We start from the raw sequence: 20,376 nt of genomic DNA, 5'->3' as shown, positions 1-20,376 counted from the left end.
GCCACGATTCGCTCAGCTCGATCCCGCGACACCGGTCCACGCCAGCAGCAGCTCGGCGTAGGACCGCGAGCGGGCCAGCAGGTCCGCGTGGGTGCCCAAGTGGGCGCCGTCGCCGTCGAGCACCAGCACCCGGTTCGCGCGGCGTGCGGAGGCCAGCCGGTGCGCGATCACCACGAGCACCCCGCCGCGCGCGGCGAAGGCACGTTCGGCGTGGGCCTCCGCCGGGCCGTCGAGCTGGGCGGTGGCCTCGTCGAGCACCACGATCCGCGCCTCGCTCGCGTAGAGCCTGGCCAGCGCCAGCAACTGCCGCTGCCCGGCGGACAGGCCCGCTCCGCCGTGCCGGATGGGGCCGGTCAGCCCGCCGAGTTCGCGCACCAGCTCGCCGGCGCCGACGGCGGTGACCGCCGCCAGCAGGTGCGCGTCGGTGGCTTCCGCGGCCAGCAGCGCCAGGTTCTCCCGCACCGTTCCGGCGAACAGGTACGTCTCTTGCGGCGTGAAGGCGATGAGCCGGTGCCGGTGCGCGGGGTCGAGCTCGGCGACGGGGATGCCGCCGATGTGCACCGAGCCGCCGGTGGGGCCGGTGGTGCCGGTGAGCAGCCCGGCGAGGGTGGACTTGCCGATGCCGCTCGGCCCGACCACGGCGAGGTGATCTCCGGGCCGCAGTTCGAGGTCGAGGTCCCGCAGCACCGGTTCGGCGTGTTCGCCCCAGCGGTGCGTCAGCCCGCGCGCTTCGACGTCCCAGCCACCGAACTCCCCTGCGCCGCCTGGAATCCGAGCTCCCCGGCCGTTCTGAGCGCCCGAATCGTTCGGTGCGCCTCGGCCGTTCCCGGTCCCCGAGTCGTTCCGAGCGCCCGGGTCGTTCCGAGCGCCCGATCCGTTCCAAGTACTCGGGCCGTTCCGAGCGCCCGGGTCGTTCCGAGCGCCCGATCCGTTCCAAGTACTCGGGCCGTTCCGAGCGCCCGGGTCGTTCCGAGTACTCGGGTCGTTCCGAGCCCCTCGGCCGTTGCGACTCCCCCACCCGCTCGAAGTGCGCCGGTGTCCCGAATCCTCTCGGTTCCGCGAAGTCCCCCGGCCGCTCCCGGTCCCGCCGTCGCCAGTCCCGCCGGGGTGTTCTCCGGTGCCCGGGCTGATCTCGCCGAGCCGGTTGAGCGCCACCATCAGCCGCAGCAGCACCGATCCGGTCGTCGTCGCCAGCCCGTGCAGCGCGGGCTGCACGGTGCCGGTGACGTACACGAGCGCGCCCAGCACGGTGCCCGCGCTGAGGCGCCCGTCCGCCACCGCGGCCGGGGCGATGGCCAGCACCAGCACCACGGGCAGCAGCCCGCCGCCACCGATGATCAGGGTGCGCAGCGCGGTCGCGGTGGACATCCGGATCGCCGCTCGAGCCTGCTCGTCGATCGCGGCGCGGATCGTGGTGGCGGCGGTGTCCTGCGCGCCGCAGGCGACGACGTCGCGCAATCCGGTGAGCACCGCGCCCGCTTCGGTCGCGGTGTGCTCGTCGGCGAGGGCGAGGTCGCGCTGGCTGCGGGCGAGCGCGGGCAGCGATCCGCAGAACAACAACACGGCCAGCAGCACCGGCGGCGCCACCGGCCACAGCAGCAGCGGATCCAGCGCGGCGACACCGGCGAGCGCGGCGGCCACCGTGACCAGCAGCCCTCTGGCCTGCACCAGCAGTCCCGCGGTGGCGTCCCGCACGATCTCCACGTGCTGGGTGACGCGCGCGACGCCCGCCGCATCCGGTCCGCCGCGCGGCGGCGCCGTCTCGTGCAGCACGTCGCGCACGACGCGGCGCACCAGCGAGTCCCGCAGCGGTTCCACGATCACACCGATGCGCCGCCACACGAACCGCACTCCGGCGGCTCCGAGCACGGCGGCGGCGGTGAACGCGAGCAGCCAGGCCACGCCGACGCCGAGCCTGCCCGCGGCGAACCCGTCGTCGACGGCGTTGCGCACGAACGTCCCGGACAGCAGCGCGGGCAACGCCTCCAGCGCGGAACACGCCAACAGCACCGCCCAGCCGCGCCAGTGCCCGGCGAGGGAACGCCGGTAATCGGCGGCGACGCTCACGCGGCCCCCTCGGTGAACACCGCGCGGTAGTCCGGGTCGGCCCACAGTTCGTCGTGCGGGGCGGTGCCGCGGATTCGGCCGTCGTCGAGCCACACCACGAGGTCCGCGCGGTGCGCGGTGCCCGCCCGGTTGGTGACGACGATCCGGGTCCGGCCGGGCAGGGCGACGGCCATCGCGTGTTCCACGCGGGCTTCGGTGACGGTGTCGAGGCCCGCCGTCGCGTCGTCGAGCACCAGCAGCCTTGGCTCCCGGGCGAGCGCGCGGGCCAGTCCGAGGCGCTGCGCCTCACCGCCGGACAGCGGCGCGTCGGCGAGCGGGGTGAGGTAGCCGTCGGGCAGCCGGGTCACCAGGTCGTGCACTTGAGCGGCCCGGCAGGCCGCGGCCACGTCCACCTCGTCGGCGCCGTAGGACACCGCGGTCGCCACGCTGCTGCCGAGCAGCATCGGCCGTTCGAAGGCGATGCCGACGGCGTCGCGCAGCTCGGCCGGGTCGAGTTCCGGCAGCGGCACCCCGTCGAGCAGCACCCGGCCCCGGTCCGGCGGGCGCAGGCCGCCGAGCACTTCGGCGAACGTGGACTTGCCGGAACCGGACCGTCCCGCCACGGCCACGACGGTGCCCGCGGGGATGAGCAGGTCGATGCCGGTGAGCGCGCCGCTTACCGCGACACCGTCCACCCGCACCTCCCCCGGCCCCGGCGGCAACGCCCGCGCACCGGCGGGTGCCGGGCTGTTCCGGTGCACCTCGGTGATCCGCACCGCGCAGGAGCGGGCGCGCGCGAGCACGGTGAACAGCGTGGACTGCCGGATGATCCCCATGCCCGCGGTGGCGTAGCCGAGCGCGGCGAGCACGTCGCCGACGGTGAGCCGCCCGCCGAGCACACCGACACCGGCCGCGCCGAGCACCACGATCTGCACCGACGGCAGCAGCAGCCCGGCCCGCCACATCAACCGGGCCTGGGTGCGCCACGTTCCGGCACCGGCCTGGCCCAGCCGGTCCAGCGGGCGCAGCACTCGTCGCGATTCCTGCTCGGCGACTCCGGAGGCGGCGATGGTGCGCAGTCCGGTGACCGCGTCCAGCAGGCGCGCGCCGAGCTCGCCGGAGGCCTCCTGGTACGCCAGCAGGTCGGCGGCGGTGCTGCGCAGGTGCGATCGGGCCAGCAGCACCGCGAGCGGCAACGTCACCGAGTAGACGAGCGCGATCCGCCAGTCCAGCAGGGCGAGCGCGACGAGGGCGCCCGCCGACAGCAGTGCGGCGGTGATGATCTCCACCAGGGTCGCGGTGATCTGGCCCGCGCCGGCGCAGTCACCGGTGATGCGGCTGACGGAGTCACCGGCGGCGAACGGGCCGCGGTGCCCGATGCGCACGAGGTGCTCGGCGAGGTTCACCCGCAGTCGTGCCGTGGTGGCGGCGGTGATCCTGGCCGACAGCAGCGCCGCGAGAACGTGGGCGAACACTCCGCCGCTGCCCAGCACCAGCAGCACCAGCACCGGCCCGACGGCGCCGCCGCCCCCGAGACGACGGCGTCGACGGCCCGCGCCAGCGCGGCGGGCACCAGCAGTGCGCACCCGGTGGCCGCCAGCGCGGTGAACACGAGCAGCACCACCGCCCCGCGCTGAGCCCGCACGGCCCTGGCCAGCACCCGATCCTCGTCCACCATCCGACGCCCACCTCCTTCCCCACGCCCGAATGACGTGCCCCGAACGCCCCGCAACCCGACCGACCACAGGAGCCCCACCGGCCGAACCAGGTGAACGCCCCTTCGACCGACTCACCGGTCGAACGGGCCACTCACCCCACTTGCCGGGCCGGGCGGGCTCCCGGTCTCGTCGGCCGGAGCCGGTGAATGTCCCCTTTGGTCGGTTCTGCCGGGTTGGGGGACATCCACCTGGCGCACCTGAGGCTCAAGACAGGCGCCTCTGATCTTGAGCGGTTTCGTTGCGCGCCAACGGCTTTCGCCGTTGTCCGGCCGACGGCGGGGCCGATGAGCAGTGGCCACCACACCCACCGGCACCGCCGCGCGACCGGGGCTCAGTTACAGGTGAGCAAGCTGACCGTGCTGTTCGCACAGGCGACGAGCAGGCTCAGGTTGCTGCCGTTGTCGGCGCCACCGCCGCCGAACGAGGCGTCGTTGTGCGCTTCGAGCTCCTGCAGTTGAAGAACCATCTCCATGGTCGTTCCCTTCATCGTTTTCCTCGTTGTCCGCACGGTGTTCCGTCCGGAGTTCGTGGTGCCGCGCCGAAGGCTCCGCGCGGCGCGGTTCTCATCGAGTGCCGAAGAACGGGAGCACTCGGCCGTGGCCGTCGAGCACCGCCGCGACGGTGGCGAGCACTCCGGCTCCGCCGGTGGCGACGTCCATCGACAGCCGCAGCAGCTGGTTGCCGGGCATCGCGATGCCGCCGTCGCCGATCGGCAGCGCGTGCCAGCCCAGCGCCGCCAGGTGAGTGCCGATCGCGTCCGCCCAGCCGGGATCGGGACTGCGCCGGTTCGCCGCCGCCAGCGCCGCGAGCGGACCGCAGCGGCCGAACAGCAGGCCGGGGTGGATGACGAACTCGCCCAGGCAGGCCGCCAGCAGATCCCCTTGCCACCGCAGGCATTCCGCCTCGGGATGCCGCCGCGCGAGTTCCTCGGCGACCAGCGCGATGCCCGCGCTGCCGACCGCCGCGTAGGGCAGTGTGCGAGCGCCGCCGTCGCGGACTTGCAGCCCACCGTCGTCGGCCCGCACGCATTCGTCCAGGTCCCGCAGCAACGCGCGGTCGGCGAGCTCCAGCCAGGTCCGCTCGCCGGTGACGTCGTGCAGGTGGGTGAACAGCAGCGCCGGTCCGGCCCAGCCGTCGAGCAGCCCGGCCCGGCCGACCTCGTCCGGTGGCGGCGCCTCGGGCAGTTCGGCCGCGAGCCGGTCGGCGATGTTCAGCGTGCGGCGCAGGAACTCGCCGTCGTCTCGGGTGTGCGCGAAGTGCAGCAGGTTCAGCGCGATTCCCGCACGACCACCGGCGTAGCCGTGGTCCTTCGTCCCCCGGGCGAGCCCGGCGGAGGCGTCGAGCAGTTCCAGCGCTGGTTCCCGGTGCCCCAGGTTCTCCAGCACGTGGGCGATGCCGTGCGCTCCGTCGAGCAGGCCGGGTCGTTGCGGCGGGGTGCGGCGCACCGCGTCGATCAGCCACTGCTCGTGTTCCGGGTAGCGACCCGCCCCCGCCACGTCCAGCGCGTGCAGCACTCCCGCCGCGCCGTAGGCGTATCCGGTGCCGCCGGAGCGGAATTGTTCGATGTCGCCGGGAAAGAGCCGGTCCGCGCGGTCCGGGGTGGCGGTGCCGAGCACGCCTTCGACGAGTCCTTTGCGAACGATGCCCCAGTCCGGTGCCGGCTGGTCCAGTTCGGTCGTCGCGGCGACGGCACCGCCGGGGAGCAACCTGCCGCGCAGCGCGGCGCCGTAGTCGGCGGGCAGGTTGAACCGGCGGCCGACGATGGCGGTGAGCGCGTCGAGCTTGCCCGGCGCGAGTTCCAGCAGCGGGTTCAGCGGCAGGAACATCCACAGCGCGAGCGCGGCCATCGCGTGCAGGTCCACGTCCGGCCCGGTGGTGCCCGCCGGTGCGCGGAAACCGGGTGCGCCGAGCGCGGGACGCGGCGAGTCCATGTCGACCGCGGCCAGCTCGAAGTCCACCAGCGCGACCGAATCGTCCTCGTCCACCAGCACGTTCAACGGGTGCAGGTCACCGAACACCACACCGCGCTCGTGCACCTCGGTGATCAGGTCCCGCAGCCGGTCCAGCAGCGCGAGCACACGATCCGCGTACCGGGTGCGGTCCTCGGCGGTGACGTGCCGCCGGGTCAGCGGGTAGTTCCTGGCCAGCCAGGAACCGAGCGATCGGCCGGGCATCGGTTCCATCGCCAGGAAGGTGTGCTCCCACACCGGGAACAGTTCGTGCGCGGCGGGAACGCCCGCGATGCCGTCGAGGTGGCGCAGCACCTCGTGTTCGCGGTGCAGCCGGACTTCCGCATCGGTGCCGTCGCGGTCCAGCCCGGCGTGCGGGCGGGCTTCCTTGAGCACGACGTCGGCGCCGTCGGACTCCCTGGTCGCGCGGTAGACACCGCCGCCGTTGGAGAAGTGCAGCGAGGAGTTCACCCGGTACGGGAATCGCGCGGGCGCACCGTTCTTGCGGGCGGCCAGGTGCGGTTCGAGGAACTCCGGCAGCCGCACCCACTCCGGCGTGGAGAATCCGGGGCCGCGCACGTCGGGAACGAGCACGCCATCGGGCCGTTCCACGGCCGGCACCCGGGTTCCGTCGAGTTCCGCCCAGCGCGGCTCGAATCCGCCGAATCGCACGTAAAGCGGCCCGGAACCGTAGCGGAGATCACTCAGAATGTAAGGTCCGGGTTCGCCGTTGAGCACTTCGGAGAGTTCGGCGAGAATGACTCCGAGGTGATTGTCGTCCACCGGGTAGAGCGTGATGAACTTGCCGCTACCCGAGCGCGGCGCGTATTTCGAGTTCCGCGCCAGCAGCTCGGCGCGATCACGCAGGTGCTTGAACGCGATCCGATTGCGCAGGCAATGTTCGCCCACGATTCGGAGGACTCTTCCCGCGTTGTCGATGGTGGCCGAGACGTGCACCTTCCAGCCCTGTTTCGGCAGGTCGACACCGCTCGGACGCAGCATCCGCCAGATCCCGGACGTGCCGTCCCACCAGCTCGGAAGTTCCGGAACCGTCAGCAGCCGCGAGTATTCACCGGGATCGCCGGAGGAGCCGTTGCGCTCATCGTAGAAGAGCGGATCGGCGAAGCAGAAAGCTTCATACCGGAGATCCATGGCAGACCTTTCACCGAGCAATGATCAAGACTTTTCCGCGACACCCCAGTCGGCACGACACTTCGCCGGTCGCCGTGAAATTTCCTCACGGCGACCGGAAAATGCCAACCCGCCGAATCGGTGATCGCACTGGCCTCAAAGAGTGACTACTTCGGTCTCGTTACCGCGAGGTAGAACGCGAAGAGCCAAATCCGAAGACTTCTCGAATCACTCGTTTGCCTGTAACGGCCATCTTTCCAGCCGAAACAGAGCAGCCGGGACTCGCGCACCCGGAATCAAATGCAGGAATGCCGGTGGACCGGAAATCACGGGAACGCGTGCACCGAAACGCCGATCGCACATCTCGACATTGCACGACCCGAACAAGAGCTGCACAACAGTGCATCAGTGCAATACGCGCAGGCGCCCGGCCGAGCCGGATGGCGCCGTCAGGACTCGCCGCGCAGCGCAGCGCCGTCCTGCGCGAACGCGTCGGTGAGCGCCGAACGCCAGTCCCGCAGCGGGCTCAGCCCCGCCTCGGCCCACGACCGCGGCGACAGCACCGAATACCCGGGCCGCGGCGCCGGCCGCGGAAAGTCCGCCGTGGTGCACGGCAGCACCCGCTGCGGATCGGCGCCGATCTCCGCGAACACCGCGCGCGCGAACTCGAACCAGCTCGCCTGCCCGCCGTTCGTGCAATGCAGCACCCGCTGCGCCGGATCGCGGCGCACGGCCAGCAGACCCGCCAACTCCAGCAGGCCCGCGGCGAGATCACCGGTCCAGGTCGGCGCCCCGATCTGGTCGTCGACCACGGTCACCGTGTCCCGCTCCCCGGCGAGTCGGGCCATCGTCTTCACGAAGTTCCCGCCGCCTGCGCCGTACACCCACGCCGTGCGCACCACCCAGGCCCGGTCGGCGGCGGCGAGCACCGCGCGCTCCCCCGCGAGCTTCGTGCGCCCGTACACCGCGCGCGGCTCCGTCACGTCGGCAGGCTCGTAGGGCGTGTCGGCGGTGCCGTCGAAGACGTAGTCGGTGGACAGGTGCACCAGCGGAACCCGCCGCGCCGCGCAGGCTCGGGCCAGCGCCGCCGCCCCGTCGACGTTGATCGCCGCCGCCAGTTCGGGTTCGCTCTCCGCCGCGTCCACCGCCGTGTGCGCGGCCGCGTTGATCACCACCGGGCACAGGTTGTTGTCCCGCGCGGCCTCGGCGAACGCGTCCACCTCGTCCGAGACGTCCTGCGCATCGCGAATGTCCAGCTCGCCGGATCCCGGTGCGTGCACCACGCCGGCGATCCCCTTCGCCCGGCGGTTGAGCTCACGGCCGAGCTGTCCCCGGCCGCCCGGCACCAGCAGGGCGATCTCACCCGGTTCGCAGACCCGGGCCGATTCGGTCTCGCTCATCCCGCGACCAGCCCCGCCGACTTCAGCGGTTCCCACCAGGCCCGGTTCTCCCGGTACCAGCGGATCGTGTCGCCGAGTCCCTCGTCGAAATCGACCGTCGGCCGGTAGCCCAGCTCCGCGCTGATCTTCGTGTGGTCCACCGAGTAGCGGCGGTCGTGGCCCTTGCGGTCCTCGACGGGACGCACCATCGAGGCGTCCGCGCCCAGTTCTGCCAGCAACCGCTCGGTCAGTTCCCGGTTCGTGAGCTCGGTGCCGCCGCCGATGTTGTACATCTCACCCGGCCGCCCCGATTCGGCGACGAGCTGGATGCCCCGGCAGTGGTCGGTCACGTGCAGCCAGTCCCGCACGTTGCCGCCGTCGCCGTAGAGCGGCACCTGCTTGCCGTCGAGCAGGTTCGTGATGAACAGCGGCAGCATCTTCTCGGGGAACTGGTACGGGCCGTAGTTGTTGGAGCAGCGGGTGACGCACACCGGCAGGCCGTGGGTGCGGAAGTAGGCGCGGGCCAGCAGGTCCGAACCGGCCTTCGCCGCCGAGTACGGCGAGTTCGGCTCCAGGGGGTGCTCTTCCGGCCACGAACCCTCATCGATGGAGCCGTAGACCTCGTCGGTGGAGACGTGCACGAACTTGCCCACCTCCGCCGACAGCGCCGCCTGCAGCAGGGTGTCGGTGCCGACGACGTTGGTGATGACGAAGTCCGACGCCCCCAGGATCGATCTGTCCACATGGGACTCGGCGGCGAAGTGCACGACCACGTCGACGCCGCGCATCAGCTCGCCGACCAGCGCCGCGTCGCAAATGTCGCCTTGCACGAAGCGCAGCCGGGGATCGTCGGCGACCGTGCTCAGGTTCGCCTTGTTGCCCGCGTAGGTGAGCTTGTCCAGCACCACCACCTCGGCGTCGGCGAACTCCGGGTAGGCGCCGCCGAGCAATTGCCGCGCGTAGTGCGACCCGATGAAGCCGGCACCACCGGTGATCAGAATTCGCATGAGACCTTCCACAAGTGGTGGGACGGACCGTCGGATCCGGACCAGGACTAGGGTCTTCGCCCGCAGTCTGCCACGTGGGAAACGAGTGAAACCACGGTACTGGACCACACTCGGTGATCAAGCGCTTACGTCATTCGAGTGACCCCGATGGTCCCTCCCGCGCGCAACCCCTTCGGTAGATCACCGTTAGCCTGCACGGTGACCCCGCGGAAAATCACCCCGGCGGGGTGTAACGCTCGCAGGCAGGCCCAAGGAGGATTCGGCGTGGACGACCGGTCTCGACGGCCAGGTGGCCCACCAGGGCAGCCGGGCAGGCCCGTCCCCCCGCGCGGGCCGCAGGGCGGTCAGCCCGGCCCTCCGGGCAAGCCCCGGCCGGGTGGACCCGCACCCGCGGGACGACCGGGCGGCGGCGAACCGCGCCGCCCCGCGCCCCAGAACCGATCCGCCCCGCCCGACCGCCCGGCACCCCGGCGGCCCGCGGGCGAGGGACCGCGCAACCCCGCGGCACCTCCCGCCCCGCCGCCGCCGGACGAATCCGACCGGCCCCGCTCGTCCTACCGCCGCGCCGGCGCCATCGGGCGCACCCTGGTGGCGCTGCTGTCGGTCCTGGTGCTCGGCAGCACCGGCTACGCGTGGGGAGCGCTGCGCAACCTGAACAACGGCCTCTCCGGCAGCGACGTCATCGGCAGCGGGTTCGACTCTCCCGACGGCGCCACCGACGTGCTGCTCATCGGCAACGACAGCCGAACCGACGCCGACGGCAACCCGCTGCCCGAAGACGTGCTCAAGTCGCTGCGCACCACCGACGACGAGGGCGGCGACCTCACCGACACGATGATCCTGATGCGCATCCCCAACGGTGGTCAGCGCGCCAGCGCCGTGTCCTTCCCGCGCGACACGATGGTGCAGCTCGGCAACGGCTACGGGGAGCAGAAGCTCAACTCGGCCATGGGCCGGGCGAAGAGCGACGCGCACGCCCGCCTGCAGTCCGAAGGCGTCACCGACCCGAAGCAGCTGGAACTCCAGTCAAAGGCCGAAGGCCAGAAGTTCCTGATCAAGACCATCCAGGAGCTGTCCGGGGCGAGCATCGACCACTACGCCGAGGTCAACCTGCTCGGCTTCCACGACATCACCACGGCCGTCGGCGGCGTCGACGTGTGCCTGCTCGACGACGTGGACGACAGCGACTACTCCGGCGCGGTGTTCAAGTCGGGGCCGCAGACCATCGCGGGCGCCGACGCTCTCGCGTTCGTGCGCCAGCGCCACGGGCTGCCGCGCGGCGACCTCGACCGCGTGGTGCGCCAGCAGGTGTTCATGTCCGGCCTGGCGGGCAAGATGCTCTCCAGCGGCACCTTGAGCAACCCCACCAAGCTCAGCGGGCTGATGGAGGCGCTGAAGAAGTCCGTGGTCCTGGACCAGGGCTGGGACGTGGTCGACTTCGCCCAGCAGATGTCCGGCATCGCCGGTGGCGACATCGACTTCCAGACGATCCCCATCGAGCTCGTCGGCGAATCGGGCGCCGAGGACGTCGAAGCCAACCCCCGCGAGGTCAAGCAGTTCGTGGACAACCTGCTGCTGCCCCCGGAGGAACGGCAGGCCAAGGAGCAGGCGGCGAAGGCCGCCGAGGAGCAGCGCAGCGGCACGACCGTGAGCGTGTTCAACGCCTCCGGCAAGACCGGGCTGGCCAGCGAGGTGCTCAGCTCTCTCAGCGAGGAGGGCTTCGCGCAGGGCGGCAGCTCCAACGCCGACTCCATGCCCAGTTCGCTCGTGTACCACGCACCGGGCGACGAGGCCGTCGCCCAGCAGGTCGCCGACTCGCTCGGAGGGCTGCCGTTGAAGCCGAGCGAGAACCTCAGCTCCGGTTCCGTCGAGGTGTACCTGGGCAGCGACTACGCCGGTCCGGGAGCGCAGAACTTCGCCGGTGCCAAGCAGCTCCGGCTCGACGGCCTCAAGCAGGCGGCACCGCGTCCGCTGCAGCAGCAGGGCGGACCGGACCAGCCGATCAACGCGGGCGGAGTGCCCTGCGTGAACTGATCGGAGATCGCACGAACCGATCACCCCGTCGAACCGGGCTCGCCGAGCCCGGTCGGCGGGGTGATCCGGTTGAGCGGCCTGGCGCCACGGTTTCGGTCGTCGGCTCGGTGAAAGCGACCCGGCCGAGCACAACGCCGGCGGCTTCCCCGCGAGGCGATTTCGCGGCGCGAGGAGCTACGTCCGGAATCGAACCCACAACGAGCAAGACGCCGAGGTTCCGCTACCCGGCCCGTTGCCCAGATCATTCTGATAAGACTCATAAGCCGGATCAGCACCTCGTGATCAACCCGCTGTCGGGGCGGATCGTCACCGGGGGCGGGCCGCAGTATCGGGGGAGGAACCGTGGCCGACGAACAGGTGCCGCAGGAAGCGGACCGGGCGGCCGAACCGGCCGAGGACCGGGCGCCCGCGGACACCTCCGCGCCCACCGGCGGCCGCGGACGTCGATGGTTGCGGATCACCGGGCGAACGCTGATCGCACTGCTGTCGGCGGGCGTGCTGGTGATCACCGCTGCCGGCTGGACGGCGCTGGACCGGCTCAGCGGCGAGGTCAGCAGTTCCGCCGTGCTCACCGAGACGCCGGACGCTCCGCCCGCCGACGACGGCGCCACGGATCTGCTGCTCGTCGGCAACGACAGCCGCACCGACGCCCAAGGCGAACCGCTGCCGCTGAGCGTCCTGCGCGAGCTGCGCACCGAGAGCACCAACGGGCTCAACACCGACACGTTGATCCTGCTGCGAGTCCCGCACGACGGTTCCCAGCCGACGGCGGTGTCGCTGCCGCGCGACACCTCGGTGCCGATGCCCGGCGACGGCACCCAGAAGATCAACGCCGTGTACGGCCTGGCCAAGAGCGCCGCGGCACGACGTGATTCCGATTCGGGGGCCGACGCCGAACGCCGCGCGCAGCTCGCGGGCCAGCGCGCACTGGTGCAGAGCGTGCAAGGACTCGCCGGGGTCCGGGTGGACCGCTACGCCGAGGTCAATCTGCTCGGGTTCTACGAGGTCACCGATGCCCTCGGCGGCGTCGAGGTGTGCCTGAACCAGGCCACCAGCGACAAGGACTCCGGCGCGGACTTCGCCGCCGGGCGCCAGACCATCTCCGGCGGCGACGCGCTCGCGTTCGTGCGGCAGCGCCACGGCCTGCCGCGCGGCGACCTGGATCGCATCGTGCGCCAGCAGGTCTTCCTGGCCGCGGTGACGAACAAGCTGTTGTCGACCGGCACGCTCACCGACCCCGCGAAGCTCGCCGGGCTGCAGGACGCGGCACGGCGCTCGGTGGTGCTCGACCAGAGCTGGAACGTCACCGAGTTCGCGGCCCAGATGCAGGGTTTGGCCTCCGGCAGCGTGCGGTTCGTGACGCTACCGGTGCGCTCGCTGACCGACCGCGACGAGCACGGGCAGAGCGTGGTGACGGTGGATCCGGCGCAGGTGCGCGGATTCATCGCGGGCCTCGTGCCCACCGCCGGATTCGGCGGCAGCTCCCCGCTCGACCTCGACGGCACCGCCCGCAGCCAGAACAACGCTCCGCCCCCTTCCGAGGCCATCACCTCGGCGGGCATCCCCTGCGTGAACTGACCACGCCGCACCGGATTTCGTCGTCTTGTCAGCGGCGAAGCCGCTGAGCAGCGACCACCCCGGCAACCGGCACCGCAGCGGGTTCTCAGCCGTCTTCTCGCGAGGACGGCTTTTTCCCTAGTGGCTCCGCCACGAGGGAAAAAGATCCCGCAGCGAGAAGACGGCTGAGAACCCGCCACCCGACCATCAAAGCAAAACGACCCAATACGCTGGAGCAATGAGCATCACGCAGGCATTGCTCGGGCCGATGGTGGCCGCGGGTTCCCCGAAACCGCTGATCACGCACTACGACGACGCCACCGGCGCCCGCGTCGAACTGTCCAGGGCGACCGTGGCGAACTGGGCGGCGAAGACGGCGAATTGGCTGGTCGACGAGATCGACCTGGAGCCGGGGGCGCCTGTGTCGGTGGCGCTTCCCGCGCATTGGCAGACGCTGGGCGTGCTGCTGGGTTCGTGGTGGTGCGGGGCGCACGTGGTCGACGACCCGAAGGGCGCCGAGGTGGCGTTCGTGCCGGGCTCGGACATCAACTCCGGTGCGAGCGCGCACGTGGTGGCCGCGGTGGGGCTGGACGCGATGGGCGGCCCGGTGCGCGGGCTGCCCGGCGAGGTCGTGGACTACGTCTCGGACGTCCGGGTGCACGGTGACGACTTCGCTCCGCGCACGTCGATTCCCGGCAGCGCACCGGCACTGCTGGGCTCCACGGTCGACGAGGTGCTCGGGCTGGCCGCGGGCCGCGCCGCCGAACTGGGCTTCGACTCCGGAGTCCGCGTTCTGTCCACGATGGACTGGACCTTGCCGGGAGGCGTGCTCGACGGGCTGCTGTCGGTGCTGTCCGTGCAGGGTTCGCTGGTGCAGGTGAGCAACCCGGACCCGGCGAAGGCCGAACGCCGCCGCTCCGACGAGAAGACCACCGCCGAGCTCACCGGCTGACCGCCGCCGACCAGGTTCACCTGGAGTCACCGGTGGAGTCGATGGCCGCTTGGACCGATGGGAGCGGGCGAAGGAGGCATTCGTCTCAGGGCGGGGCGGGGCTCGACGACCGCTCCCCCGGGATCGTCCAGCCCCGCCCTTCCCCGGGTGACGTCACCACCGAGCAGCGTCACCGGTGCCGCGCGACCGAGTCCGGTCGCGAGCAGGTCAGGCGTCGACGGTCTCGCGGCGCGACTCGGTGCCGCGGTTCTGGAACAGGCCCTGCAGCGTGTACTTCGATCCGCTGAAGCCGAGGGCGAGGCTCGTCGCGGCGAGCACCAGCACGTATTCGAATCCGCCGTCGGTGGCGAAGAAGCCGCTGCTGAGGTGCGCGGTGACCAGGGCGCCGAGCATGACCGCGGCCAGCAGCACGCCGGCGACGGGCAGCAGCACCCCGACGATCAGCGCGAGCCCGCCGAGCAGTTCGACCAGGGCGGTGAACCAGGCGGCGATTCCGGGCAGCGGGATGCCCATCTGCTCGAATCCGGCGCTGACGCCGGAGATGCCGTTGAGCACGAACTTCTGGTACGCGTGCAAAACGAAGGTCACGCCGACGACCAACCTGGCCAGCAGGAGGGTGACGTCGCGGAGACGGTGCTGCATCAGCTCACCTTTCAAAGAAGCTCGGGGTATCGGCACCCCAGCATATACGTGAACCTTCAAATAAAGACGGGCCAGCTTCCCGGCCCTCCGCCTGCGCCCGAAATTCGTCCGGATGCCAGCGGGCGAGGTCGCCCGGACGACGCAGCTCACCGCATCTACCCAAAGTAAGATACTGGCGAGTAGCATCCGGGCGTGCGTGCTGACGAGAGCCTGTTCCGCCGCGAGGACGACCTGTTCGTGCCCACCGACGCCGCGGGCAACCCGTGGGGCGAGCTGACCGGCGGCGGCCCGATCGCCGGGCTGATCGCCCGAGCCGTCGAGAACACCCTCGACGAACCCGACCTGTTCGTCGCCCGGCTCACCGTCGACCTGCACCGCCCCGTCCCCCGCAACGGACTCGCCGTGGCCACCCGCACGGTCCGCGCGGGCAAACGGCTGCGCGTCGTCGAGATCACCCTCAGCCAAGGCGACACCGAGGTCACGCGCGCGACCGCGCACGTGCTGCGACGCAGCGAGCTCGACGGCGAGCCCGAGATCGAACGCACGCCGTTCGCCGGGCCGACGGACGTCGCGGAGACGTCCCTGTTGCCGGACGGACTCGGCCTGCGGTGGGGCGTGCACGACGTGGTTCAGGTGCGATGGGTCCGCGACCAGTTCGCGGGCTCACCCTCCCAAGCGTGGATGCGGATACCGCTCCCCCTGGTCGACGGGGAGCGGACGAGTCCGCTGTGCCAGGTCGCGATCCTGGTGGACTGCATCAGCGCGGGCAGCCCCATCGGCACCCTGTTCGGCCCGTGGATCAACAGCGACATCACGCTGTACCTGCACCGCGAGCCCATCGGCGAGTGGCTCGGCATGGAGATGGAACGCAACGTCGAACCCACCGGGATCGGGGTGGCCCGCGCGCGGCTGTTCGACGAACGCGGGCCGGTCGGCACCGCGCACGAAGCGGTCCTGGCCCACCGGCTCGGCTGAGCACGCGAGGCTCAAGCCGAGACGATCCTCCCGATACGGATCGCATTTCACCCGGCCCATTCGTTACGTGACTAGTACCTATTTCACCGAATGGGGTCATTCTCGCCCCAGAGGCATTGTGCCCCCTCCGGCCACCTAGCAGTGTGATCGTCGACATGAATCCATGTCGACGAACCCGCTGCGGAGGCACTAATGGACGAGCAGCTCACCTCGGAGAAATACGAAACTCCCGCCCTGGTGGAAATCGTGGAATTACCCGAGTCCTCCTCGGCCAATTCATTCCCGACGTGCTCGGCGAACCGGACCGACCCAAGAATGGAATGAGCATGCGCCCCCATCATTCAGGGTGGATCACCCTGCCCGACGTGCCGGGCCTGCAGAAGATCGTCGACCGTTTCTCCCCGCAAGGCCGGATCGTGCTCGCGCACGACTCGGGAAATCCGTGGCTGGTAGGTCATTTCCCCCTCGAGGACCTGGTCCCCGTGTCGCTCGGCCCGATCCGGGTGGCGCTGCTCGGGCACTGCCCGATCGACGCGGGCCGGCTCGCCTCGATCGTGCGCGGGCTGCGCTCGGTCACCGACCTGGACGCGGTGCTGCACCGGCTGCCCGGCGGCGTGCACCTCGCCGCGTCGGTCGGCGGCGACGTGCGCGTGCAGGGCGGGATCTCCGGCCTGCGGCAGGTCTTCCACACCCGGATCGACGGCGTGCCGATCGCCGGTGACCGTGCCGACCTGCTCGCGGAGCTGGCCGGCACGGGCATCGACGAGCACGCGCTGGCGCTGCGGGTGGCCACCGGACCGGCCGGGCCGCCGTTGGACGAACGCACCGTCTGGTCCGGGGTTCGCGCCGTGCCCGCCGGCTCGTACCTGCGAATCGCGGACGGCCAGGCGCACCGGGTGCGCTGGTGGCGACCACCGGAACCGGACGTCCCGCTGCGGCGCGGCGCCCGGAACACCAGGGAGGCGCTCGATTCGGCGCTGGACACCGCGACGGGCCGATCCGGTGCGGACCTCTCCGGCGGAATGGATTCGACCGCGCTGTGCTTCCTGGCCGCCGCTCGGAATCCGGAACTGGTCACATTCAACCGCCGGGAAACCGAGAGCGAGCGCGGGCGGCTCGCCGCCGAATCCACCAAGGAATTGGGCACCGTCGAACACCTGGTGCTGGATCCTCGTGAGATGCCCTCGGCATTCGACGACCCGGGCACCACGACGGATCAGGAGCAGCCGTCACCGCTTTTCCGGGAACTCGCCAGAATTAACGGTTGCGGCGAGTTCCTGGCCGAACACGGCGTGCACCGGCACCTCGCCGGTTTCGGCGGTGACGAACTCTTCCACGGCCCGCCCGGATATCTGCATTCGCTGCTGCGGAACCGACCGGTGAAAACGATTCGGCAACTGCGCGGTTACCGCGCGCGGCAGCGGTGGCCGGTGCTGCCGACGCTGTCCGCGCTGCTGGCCGCGCACGACGTGTCGCACTGGTGGCGGGAGCAGGCCGACCAGCTCACCGCGCCGCACCCGGCGACGCCCGCACTCGACTGGGGCGTCGCACCGCTGCGCGCGGCTCCGTGGGCGAGCGCGGAGACGGTGGGCACGGCCCGTTCGGCGTTGCGGACCGCCGGGCTCACCGCCGAGCCGCTGGCCGCCGATCGCGGGCAGCACCAGCTGCTCACGGCGTTGCGCACGGCGGCTCCCGCCTACCGGCAGCTCGCCCGGCACTACGCCGAAGCCGGGGTGCGCCTGGAACTGCCGTACTACGACGACCGGGTGGTGGAGACCGCGATCGCCGTACGCCCCGACGAACGGGCGTCACCCTGGCGGTACAAGCCACTGTTGGCCGAGGCCGTACGCGGCACCGCACCGGACGCGGTGCTGCACCGCTCGATCAAGGCGGGCGTACCGGAGGCGGGGGCGGCGCGGACGTGCACATCGGTTTCCGCCGCAACCGCAACGCGATCCTGGCGTTGTTCGCCGACTCCGAGCTCGCGGTGCACGGCCTCATCGACACCGGTGTGCTGCGCAAGCACCTGCTGGCGCCGCACGTCGAACCGCACATCCTGGTCGCGCTGGAGCACCTGCTGGGCTGCGAGACCTGGTTGCGCGGTGTCACCCGAGGTACCGCTGGGAGGACCGATGCACCTGCGACTGCGTCCTGACGTCGACCCCACCGACGTCACCGATGGCACCGTGCTGCTCGATGAACGCACCGGCCGCCGCTGGCGGCTCAACCGCACCGGAACCCAGGTGCTGCGGGGGTTGCTGATCGGGCAGGACGCCGACCGCATCGCCAGCGAACTCGCCGCTCGGCACCGCATCCCGGCACACGTCGCCAGGCAGGACGTGACCGCGATCGTCGAGCGACTCCGCACCGCGGCCCTGCTGGAGACCACCGGGCACTGACCTGGTGAGCGCCCGTTCACCCGGGCGCTCACCAGCTCGCTCAGCCTTCGGTGACGCGGTCTTGGAGGGCGTTGTGCTTGTCGTGGACCATCGTTTCGAGGTCGGCCTGGAAGGTGGCCATGGCCGCGCGCAACCGGGTTCCGATCTCACCTGAATCCGCGGCGAGCGTGCGGACCGCGAGCAGCCCGGCGTTGCGCGCCCCGCCGACCGAGACGGTGGCGACCGGAACGCCCGCGGGCATCTGCACGATCGACAGCAGCGAATCCATGCCGTCCAGGTATTTCAGCGGCACCGGCACCCCGATCACCGGCAGCACCGTCGCCGAGGCCACCATGCCCGGCAGGTGCGCGGCTCCCCCCGCCCCCGCGATGATCACCCGCAGGCCGCGGTCGGCGGCCTCACGGGCGTAGTCCAGCATCCGCTGCGGCGTGCGGTGCGCCGAGTACACGCCTGCTTCGAAGGGAACGTCGAACTCCGCGAGGGCCTGCCCCGCCGCCTGCATCACCGGCCAGTCCGAGTCGCTGCCCATGATCACACCGACCAGCGGCCGCTGCTGCGTCATCTCCGGATCCTTTCGCGCACCGGGCATCGGAGTCCGCACCGGACCTCCGCACCCCTTGATCGTCTCGGCGCCGCACGTACGCACCACGCCCCCATCTCACCAGCCACCCGAACCCCACCTGCTCCCGCACTCTCACCACACCTTCCGACAGCGAAGGACAGCCGAAGCCCCACCTGCCTCGCAACGCAGCCGTGCAGTCGACGACAAAAGGCAGCGAAGCAAGCCGTGCCCTGCGGCGCAGCCGTGCCCTGCGGCCGAAGGCCGTGCCTTACGGCAGCGAAGCAAGCCGTGCCCTGCGGCGCAGCCGTGCCCTGCGGCGCAGCCGTGCCCTGCGGCGCAGCCGTGCCCTGCGGCGCAGCCGTGCCCTGCGGCCGAAGGCCGTGCCTTACGGCAGCGAAGCAAGCCGTGCCCTGCGGCGCAGCCGTGCCTGTATGCGCGTCAGCGCATAGCCCACGTCACAAATCCGACCACCGGCGGGTTCTCAGTTGGTCTCTCGCGAGGACAGCTTTTTCCCTCGTGGCGGAGCCACTAGGGAAAAAGATCCCGCAGCGAGAGACCAACTGAGGTTCCGCCACCCGACCCCAAACAGAAAGAGCCCAGCAACAAGAACAAAGTTCAGTGGATCGGACAGCCGTCTGGCCATTCTCCGTGGGAGAGGAAGTGGGCGGCGAGTTCCGCTTCGCGGCGGGTCTCTGCCATGTCGTCGCCGAGGAGCGTCACGTGGCCGACCTTGCGGCCGGGGCGCTCCGCCTTGCCGTACAAATGGACCTTCGCGTGCGGGAAGCGCGCGAACAAGTGGTGCATCCGCTCGTCCACGCCCATCTTCGGTTCGGTCGGCGCACCCAGCACGTTCGCCATCACCACGGCGGGCGCGGTCAGCTCCGTGCTGCCCAGCGGGTAGTCCAGCACGGCGCGCAGGTGCTGCTCGAACTGCGAAGTCCGGGCGCCCTCGATGCTGAAGTGCCCGAGTTGTGCGGGCGCATCGCCAGCTCGTTGATCACCAGCCCGTCGGCGGTTTCGAACAGCTCCGCCGCGAGCACTCCGACGACGCCGAGCGACTCGGCGATGTGCAGCGCCATGTCCTGCGCCTCGTTGCGCAGCCGCTCCGAGGCGTCCGGGGCGGGCGCGAGGACCTGCACGCAGATCCCGTCCTGCTGCACCGTCTCCACCAGCGGCCACGCCGCGCCTTGCCCGAACGGGGAGCGCGCGACCAGCGCGGCGAGCTCCCTGCGCAGCGCCACCCGCTGCTCCACCAGCAACGGCGCACCGCCGTCGAGCAGTTCACCGACGACGCGCTCGGCGCTCTCCGGGGTGTTCAACATCCACACGCCGCGCCCGTCGTAGCCGCCGCGAGCGGTCTTGAGCACGCACGGCCAGCCGTGCTCGGCACCGAACTCCAGCACCTGCGCGACCTCGGTGACCTCCGCGAACCGCGGCACCGGCAAGCCCAGCTCGGCGAGCTTGCGGCGCATCACCAGCTTGTCCTGCGCGTGCAGCAACGCATCCGGACCGGGGTGCACCGCGACCCCCGCGGCGACGAGCTCCCGCAAGTGATCACCCGGCACGTGCTCGTGGTCGAAGGTGACGGCGTCGCAACCCTGCGCGAACGTGCGCAGCGCATCCAGGTCGGTGTGCGCGCCCAGCTGCACGTCCGGCGCGACCAGCGCCGCCGGATCGTCCGAGGACACGGCCAGCACCTTCAAGGACTGGCCCAGGGGGATGGCCGCCTGGTGGGTCATCCGCGCGAGCTGCCCACCACCGATCATGCCAACGACAGGAGTACGAATGCGATGGTCCACGATCTGGGGAGCCTACCTGGCCTGGTCTTTCTGCTTTGGTGCTCGGGTAGCGGAACCTCAGTGAGCCTCTCGCTGCGGGATCTTTTTCCCAAGTGGCTCCACGAGGGAAAAAGCTGTCCTCGCGAGAGGCTCACTGAGAACCCGCCGGTGGTCACCCTGCTTACGTGGGCTATGCGCTGACGCGCATCCAGGCACGGCCTTCGCCGCAAGGCACGGCCTCTGGCCG

The 20,376-nt window shown here is 71.1% G+C and carries 14 protein-coding genes and 1 pseudogene; 5 read left to right on the top strand and 10 right to left on the bottom strand.

Annotated elements, in window-relative coordinates:
- Positions 1-12: 12 nt before the first annotated feature.
- From H2Q94_RS04025 to rfbB, 7 genes are all read right to left on the bottom strand, one after another.
- On the bottom strand, positions 13-2,067 hold the full coding sequence (locus H2Q94_RS04025; RefSeq protein ID WP_243792137.1) for an ATP-binding cassette domain-containing protein: 2,055 nt from the start codon (positions 2,065-2,067) through the stop codon (positions 13-15).
- A complete protein-coding gene (locus tag H2Q94_RS04020) occupies positions 2,064-3,554 on the bottom strand; it encodes an ABC transporter ATP-binding protein (RefSeq protein WP_243792134.1) in 1,491 nt (496 codons plus the stop codon). The genes H2Q94_RS04025 and H2Q94_RS04020 overlap by 4 nt, the downstream gene beginning before the upstream one ends.
- Positions 3,449-3,724 carry a hypothetical protein gene (locus H2Q94_RS04015; RefSeq protein WP_243792131.1) on the bottom strand — a complete coding sequence of 92 codons (276 nt, stop codon included), beginning with the start codon at positions 3,722-3,724 and terminating at the stop codon, positions 3,449-3,451. The genes H2Q94_RS04020 and H2Q94_RS04015 overlap by 106 nt, the downstream gene beginning before the upstream one ends.
- A gap of 371 nt (positions 3,725-4,095) precedes the next feature.
- Positions 4,096-4,251 carry a SapB/AmfS family lanthipeptide gene (locus H2Q94_RS04010; protein WP_309501127.1) on the bottom strand — a complete coding sequence of 52 codons (156 nt, stop codon included), beginning with the start codon at positions 4,249-4,251 and terminating at the stop codon, positions 4,096-4,098.
- 76 nt (positions 4,252-4,327) lie between these two features.
- Positions 4,328-6,865 carry a class III lanthionine synthetase LanKC gene (gene lanKC, locus H2Q94_RS04005; protein ID WP_243792129.1) on the bottom strand — a complete coding sequence of 846 codons (2,538 nt, stop codon included), beginning with the start codon at positions 6,863-6,865 and terminating at the stop codon, positions 4,328-4,330.
- Positions 6,866-7,293: 428 nt separating this feature from the next.
- A complete protein-coding gene (rfbD, locus tag H2Q94_RS04000) occupies positions 7,294-8,244 on the bottom strand; it encodes a dTDP-4-dehydrorhamnose reductase (protein WP_243792127.1) in 951 nt (316 codons plus the stop codon).
- On the bottom strand, positions 8,241-9,230 hold the full coding sequence (rfbB, locus tag H2Q94_RS03995; protein ID WP_243792124.1) for a dTDP-glucose 4,6-dehydratase: 990 nt from the start codon (positions 9,228-9,230) through the stop codon (positions 8,241-8,243). Before rfbB ends, rfbD begins: the two co-directional genes overlap by 4 nt.
- 264 nt (positions 9,231-9,494) lie before the next feature.
- Here rfbB and H2Q94_RS03990 point away from each other — a divergent pair, with 264 nt between their 5' ends.
- From H2Q94_RS03990 to H2Q94_RS03980, 3 genes are all read left to right on the top strand, one after another.
- Positions 9,495-11,264, top strand: a complete 1,770-nt coding sequence (locus H2Q94_RS03990) for an LCP family protein (protein WP_243792122.1) — start codon at positions 9,495-9,497, stop codon at positions 11,262-11,264.
- Between the two features lie 342 nt (positions 11,265-11,606).
- Positions 11,607-12,842 carry an LCP family protein gene (locus H2Q94_RS03985; RefSeq protein ID WP_243792120.1) on the top strand — a complete coding sequence of 412 codons (1,236 nt, stop codon included), beginning with the start codon at positions 11,607-11,609 and terminating at the stop codon, positions 12,840-12,842.
- A gap of 217 nt (positions 12,843-13,059) precedes the next feature.
- Positions 13,060-13,773, top strand: a complete 714-nt coding sequence (locus H2Q94_RS03980) for a TIGR03089 family protein (protein ID WP_243792118.1) — start codon at positions 13,060-13,062, stop codon at positions 13,771-13,773.
- 207 nt (positions 13,774-13,980) lie between these two features.
- Here H2Q94_RS03980 and H2Q94_RS03975 read toward each other — a convergent pair whose 3' ends face one another.
- On the bottom strand, positions 13,981-14,415 hold the full coding sequence (locus H2Q94_RS03975) for a DoxX family protein (RefSeq protein WP_243792115.1): 435 nt from the start codon (positions 14,413-14,415) through the stop codon (positions 13,981-13,983).
- Positions 14,416-14,607: 192 nt separating this feature from the next.
- Here H2Q94_RS03975 and H2Q94_RS03970 point away from each other — a divergent pair, with 192 nt between their 5' ends.
- Together H2Q94_RS03970 and H2Q94_RS03965 are read left to right on the top strand one after the other, a co-directional pair.
- A complete protein-coding gene (locus H2Q94_RS03970; protein ID WP_243792113.1) occupies positions 14,608-15,390 on the top strand; it encodes a thioesterase family protein in 783 nt (260 codons plus the stop codon).
- A gap of 326 nt (positions 15,391-15,716) precedes the next feature.
- Positions 15,717-17,789, top strand: coding sequence for a lasso peptide biosynthesis PqqD family chaperone (locus H2Q94_RS03965; protein WP_243792110.1), 2,073 nt, complete (start codon positions 15,717-15,719; stop codon positions 17,787-17,789).
- 40 nt (positions 17,790-17,829) lie between these two features.
- Here H2Q94_RS03965 and purE read toward each other — a convergent pair whose 3' ends face one another.
- Together purE and H2Q94_RS03955 are read right to left on the bottom strand one after the other, a co-directional pair.
- Positions 17,830-18,351: a 5-(carboxyamino)imidazole ribonucleotide mutase gene (purE, locus tag H2Q94_RS03960; RefSeq protein WP_243792108.1), complete on the bottom strand. Its 522-nt coding sequence runs from the start codon at positions 18,349-18,351 to the stop codon at positions 17,830-17,832.
- Between the two features lie 615 nt (positions 18,352-18,966).
- Positions 18,967-20,150, bottom strand: a pseudogene (locus H2Q94_RS03955) (5-(carboxyamino)imidazole ribonucleotide synthase).
- Positions 20,151-20,376 lie beyond the last annotated feature (226 nt).

The organism is Saccharopolyspora gloriosae (assembly GCF_022828475.1).
Classification (GTDB): Bacteria; Actinomycetota; Actinomycetes; order Mycobacteriales; family Pseudonocardiaceae; genus Saccharopolyspora_C; species Saccharopolyspora_C gloriosae_A.
This window is presented reverse-complemented; position numbering and strand designations above follow the sequence as displayed.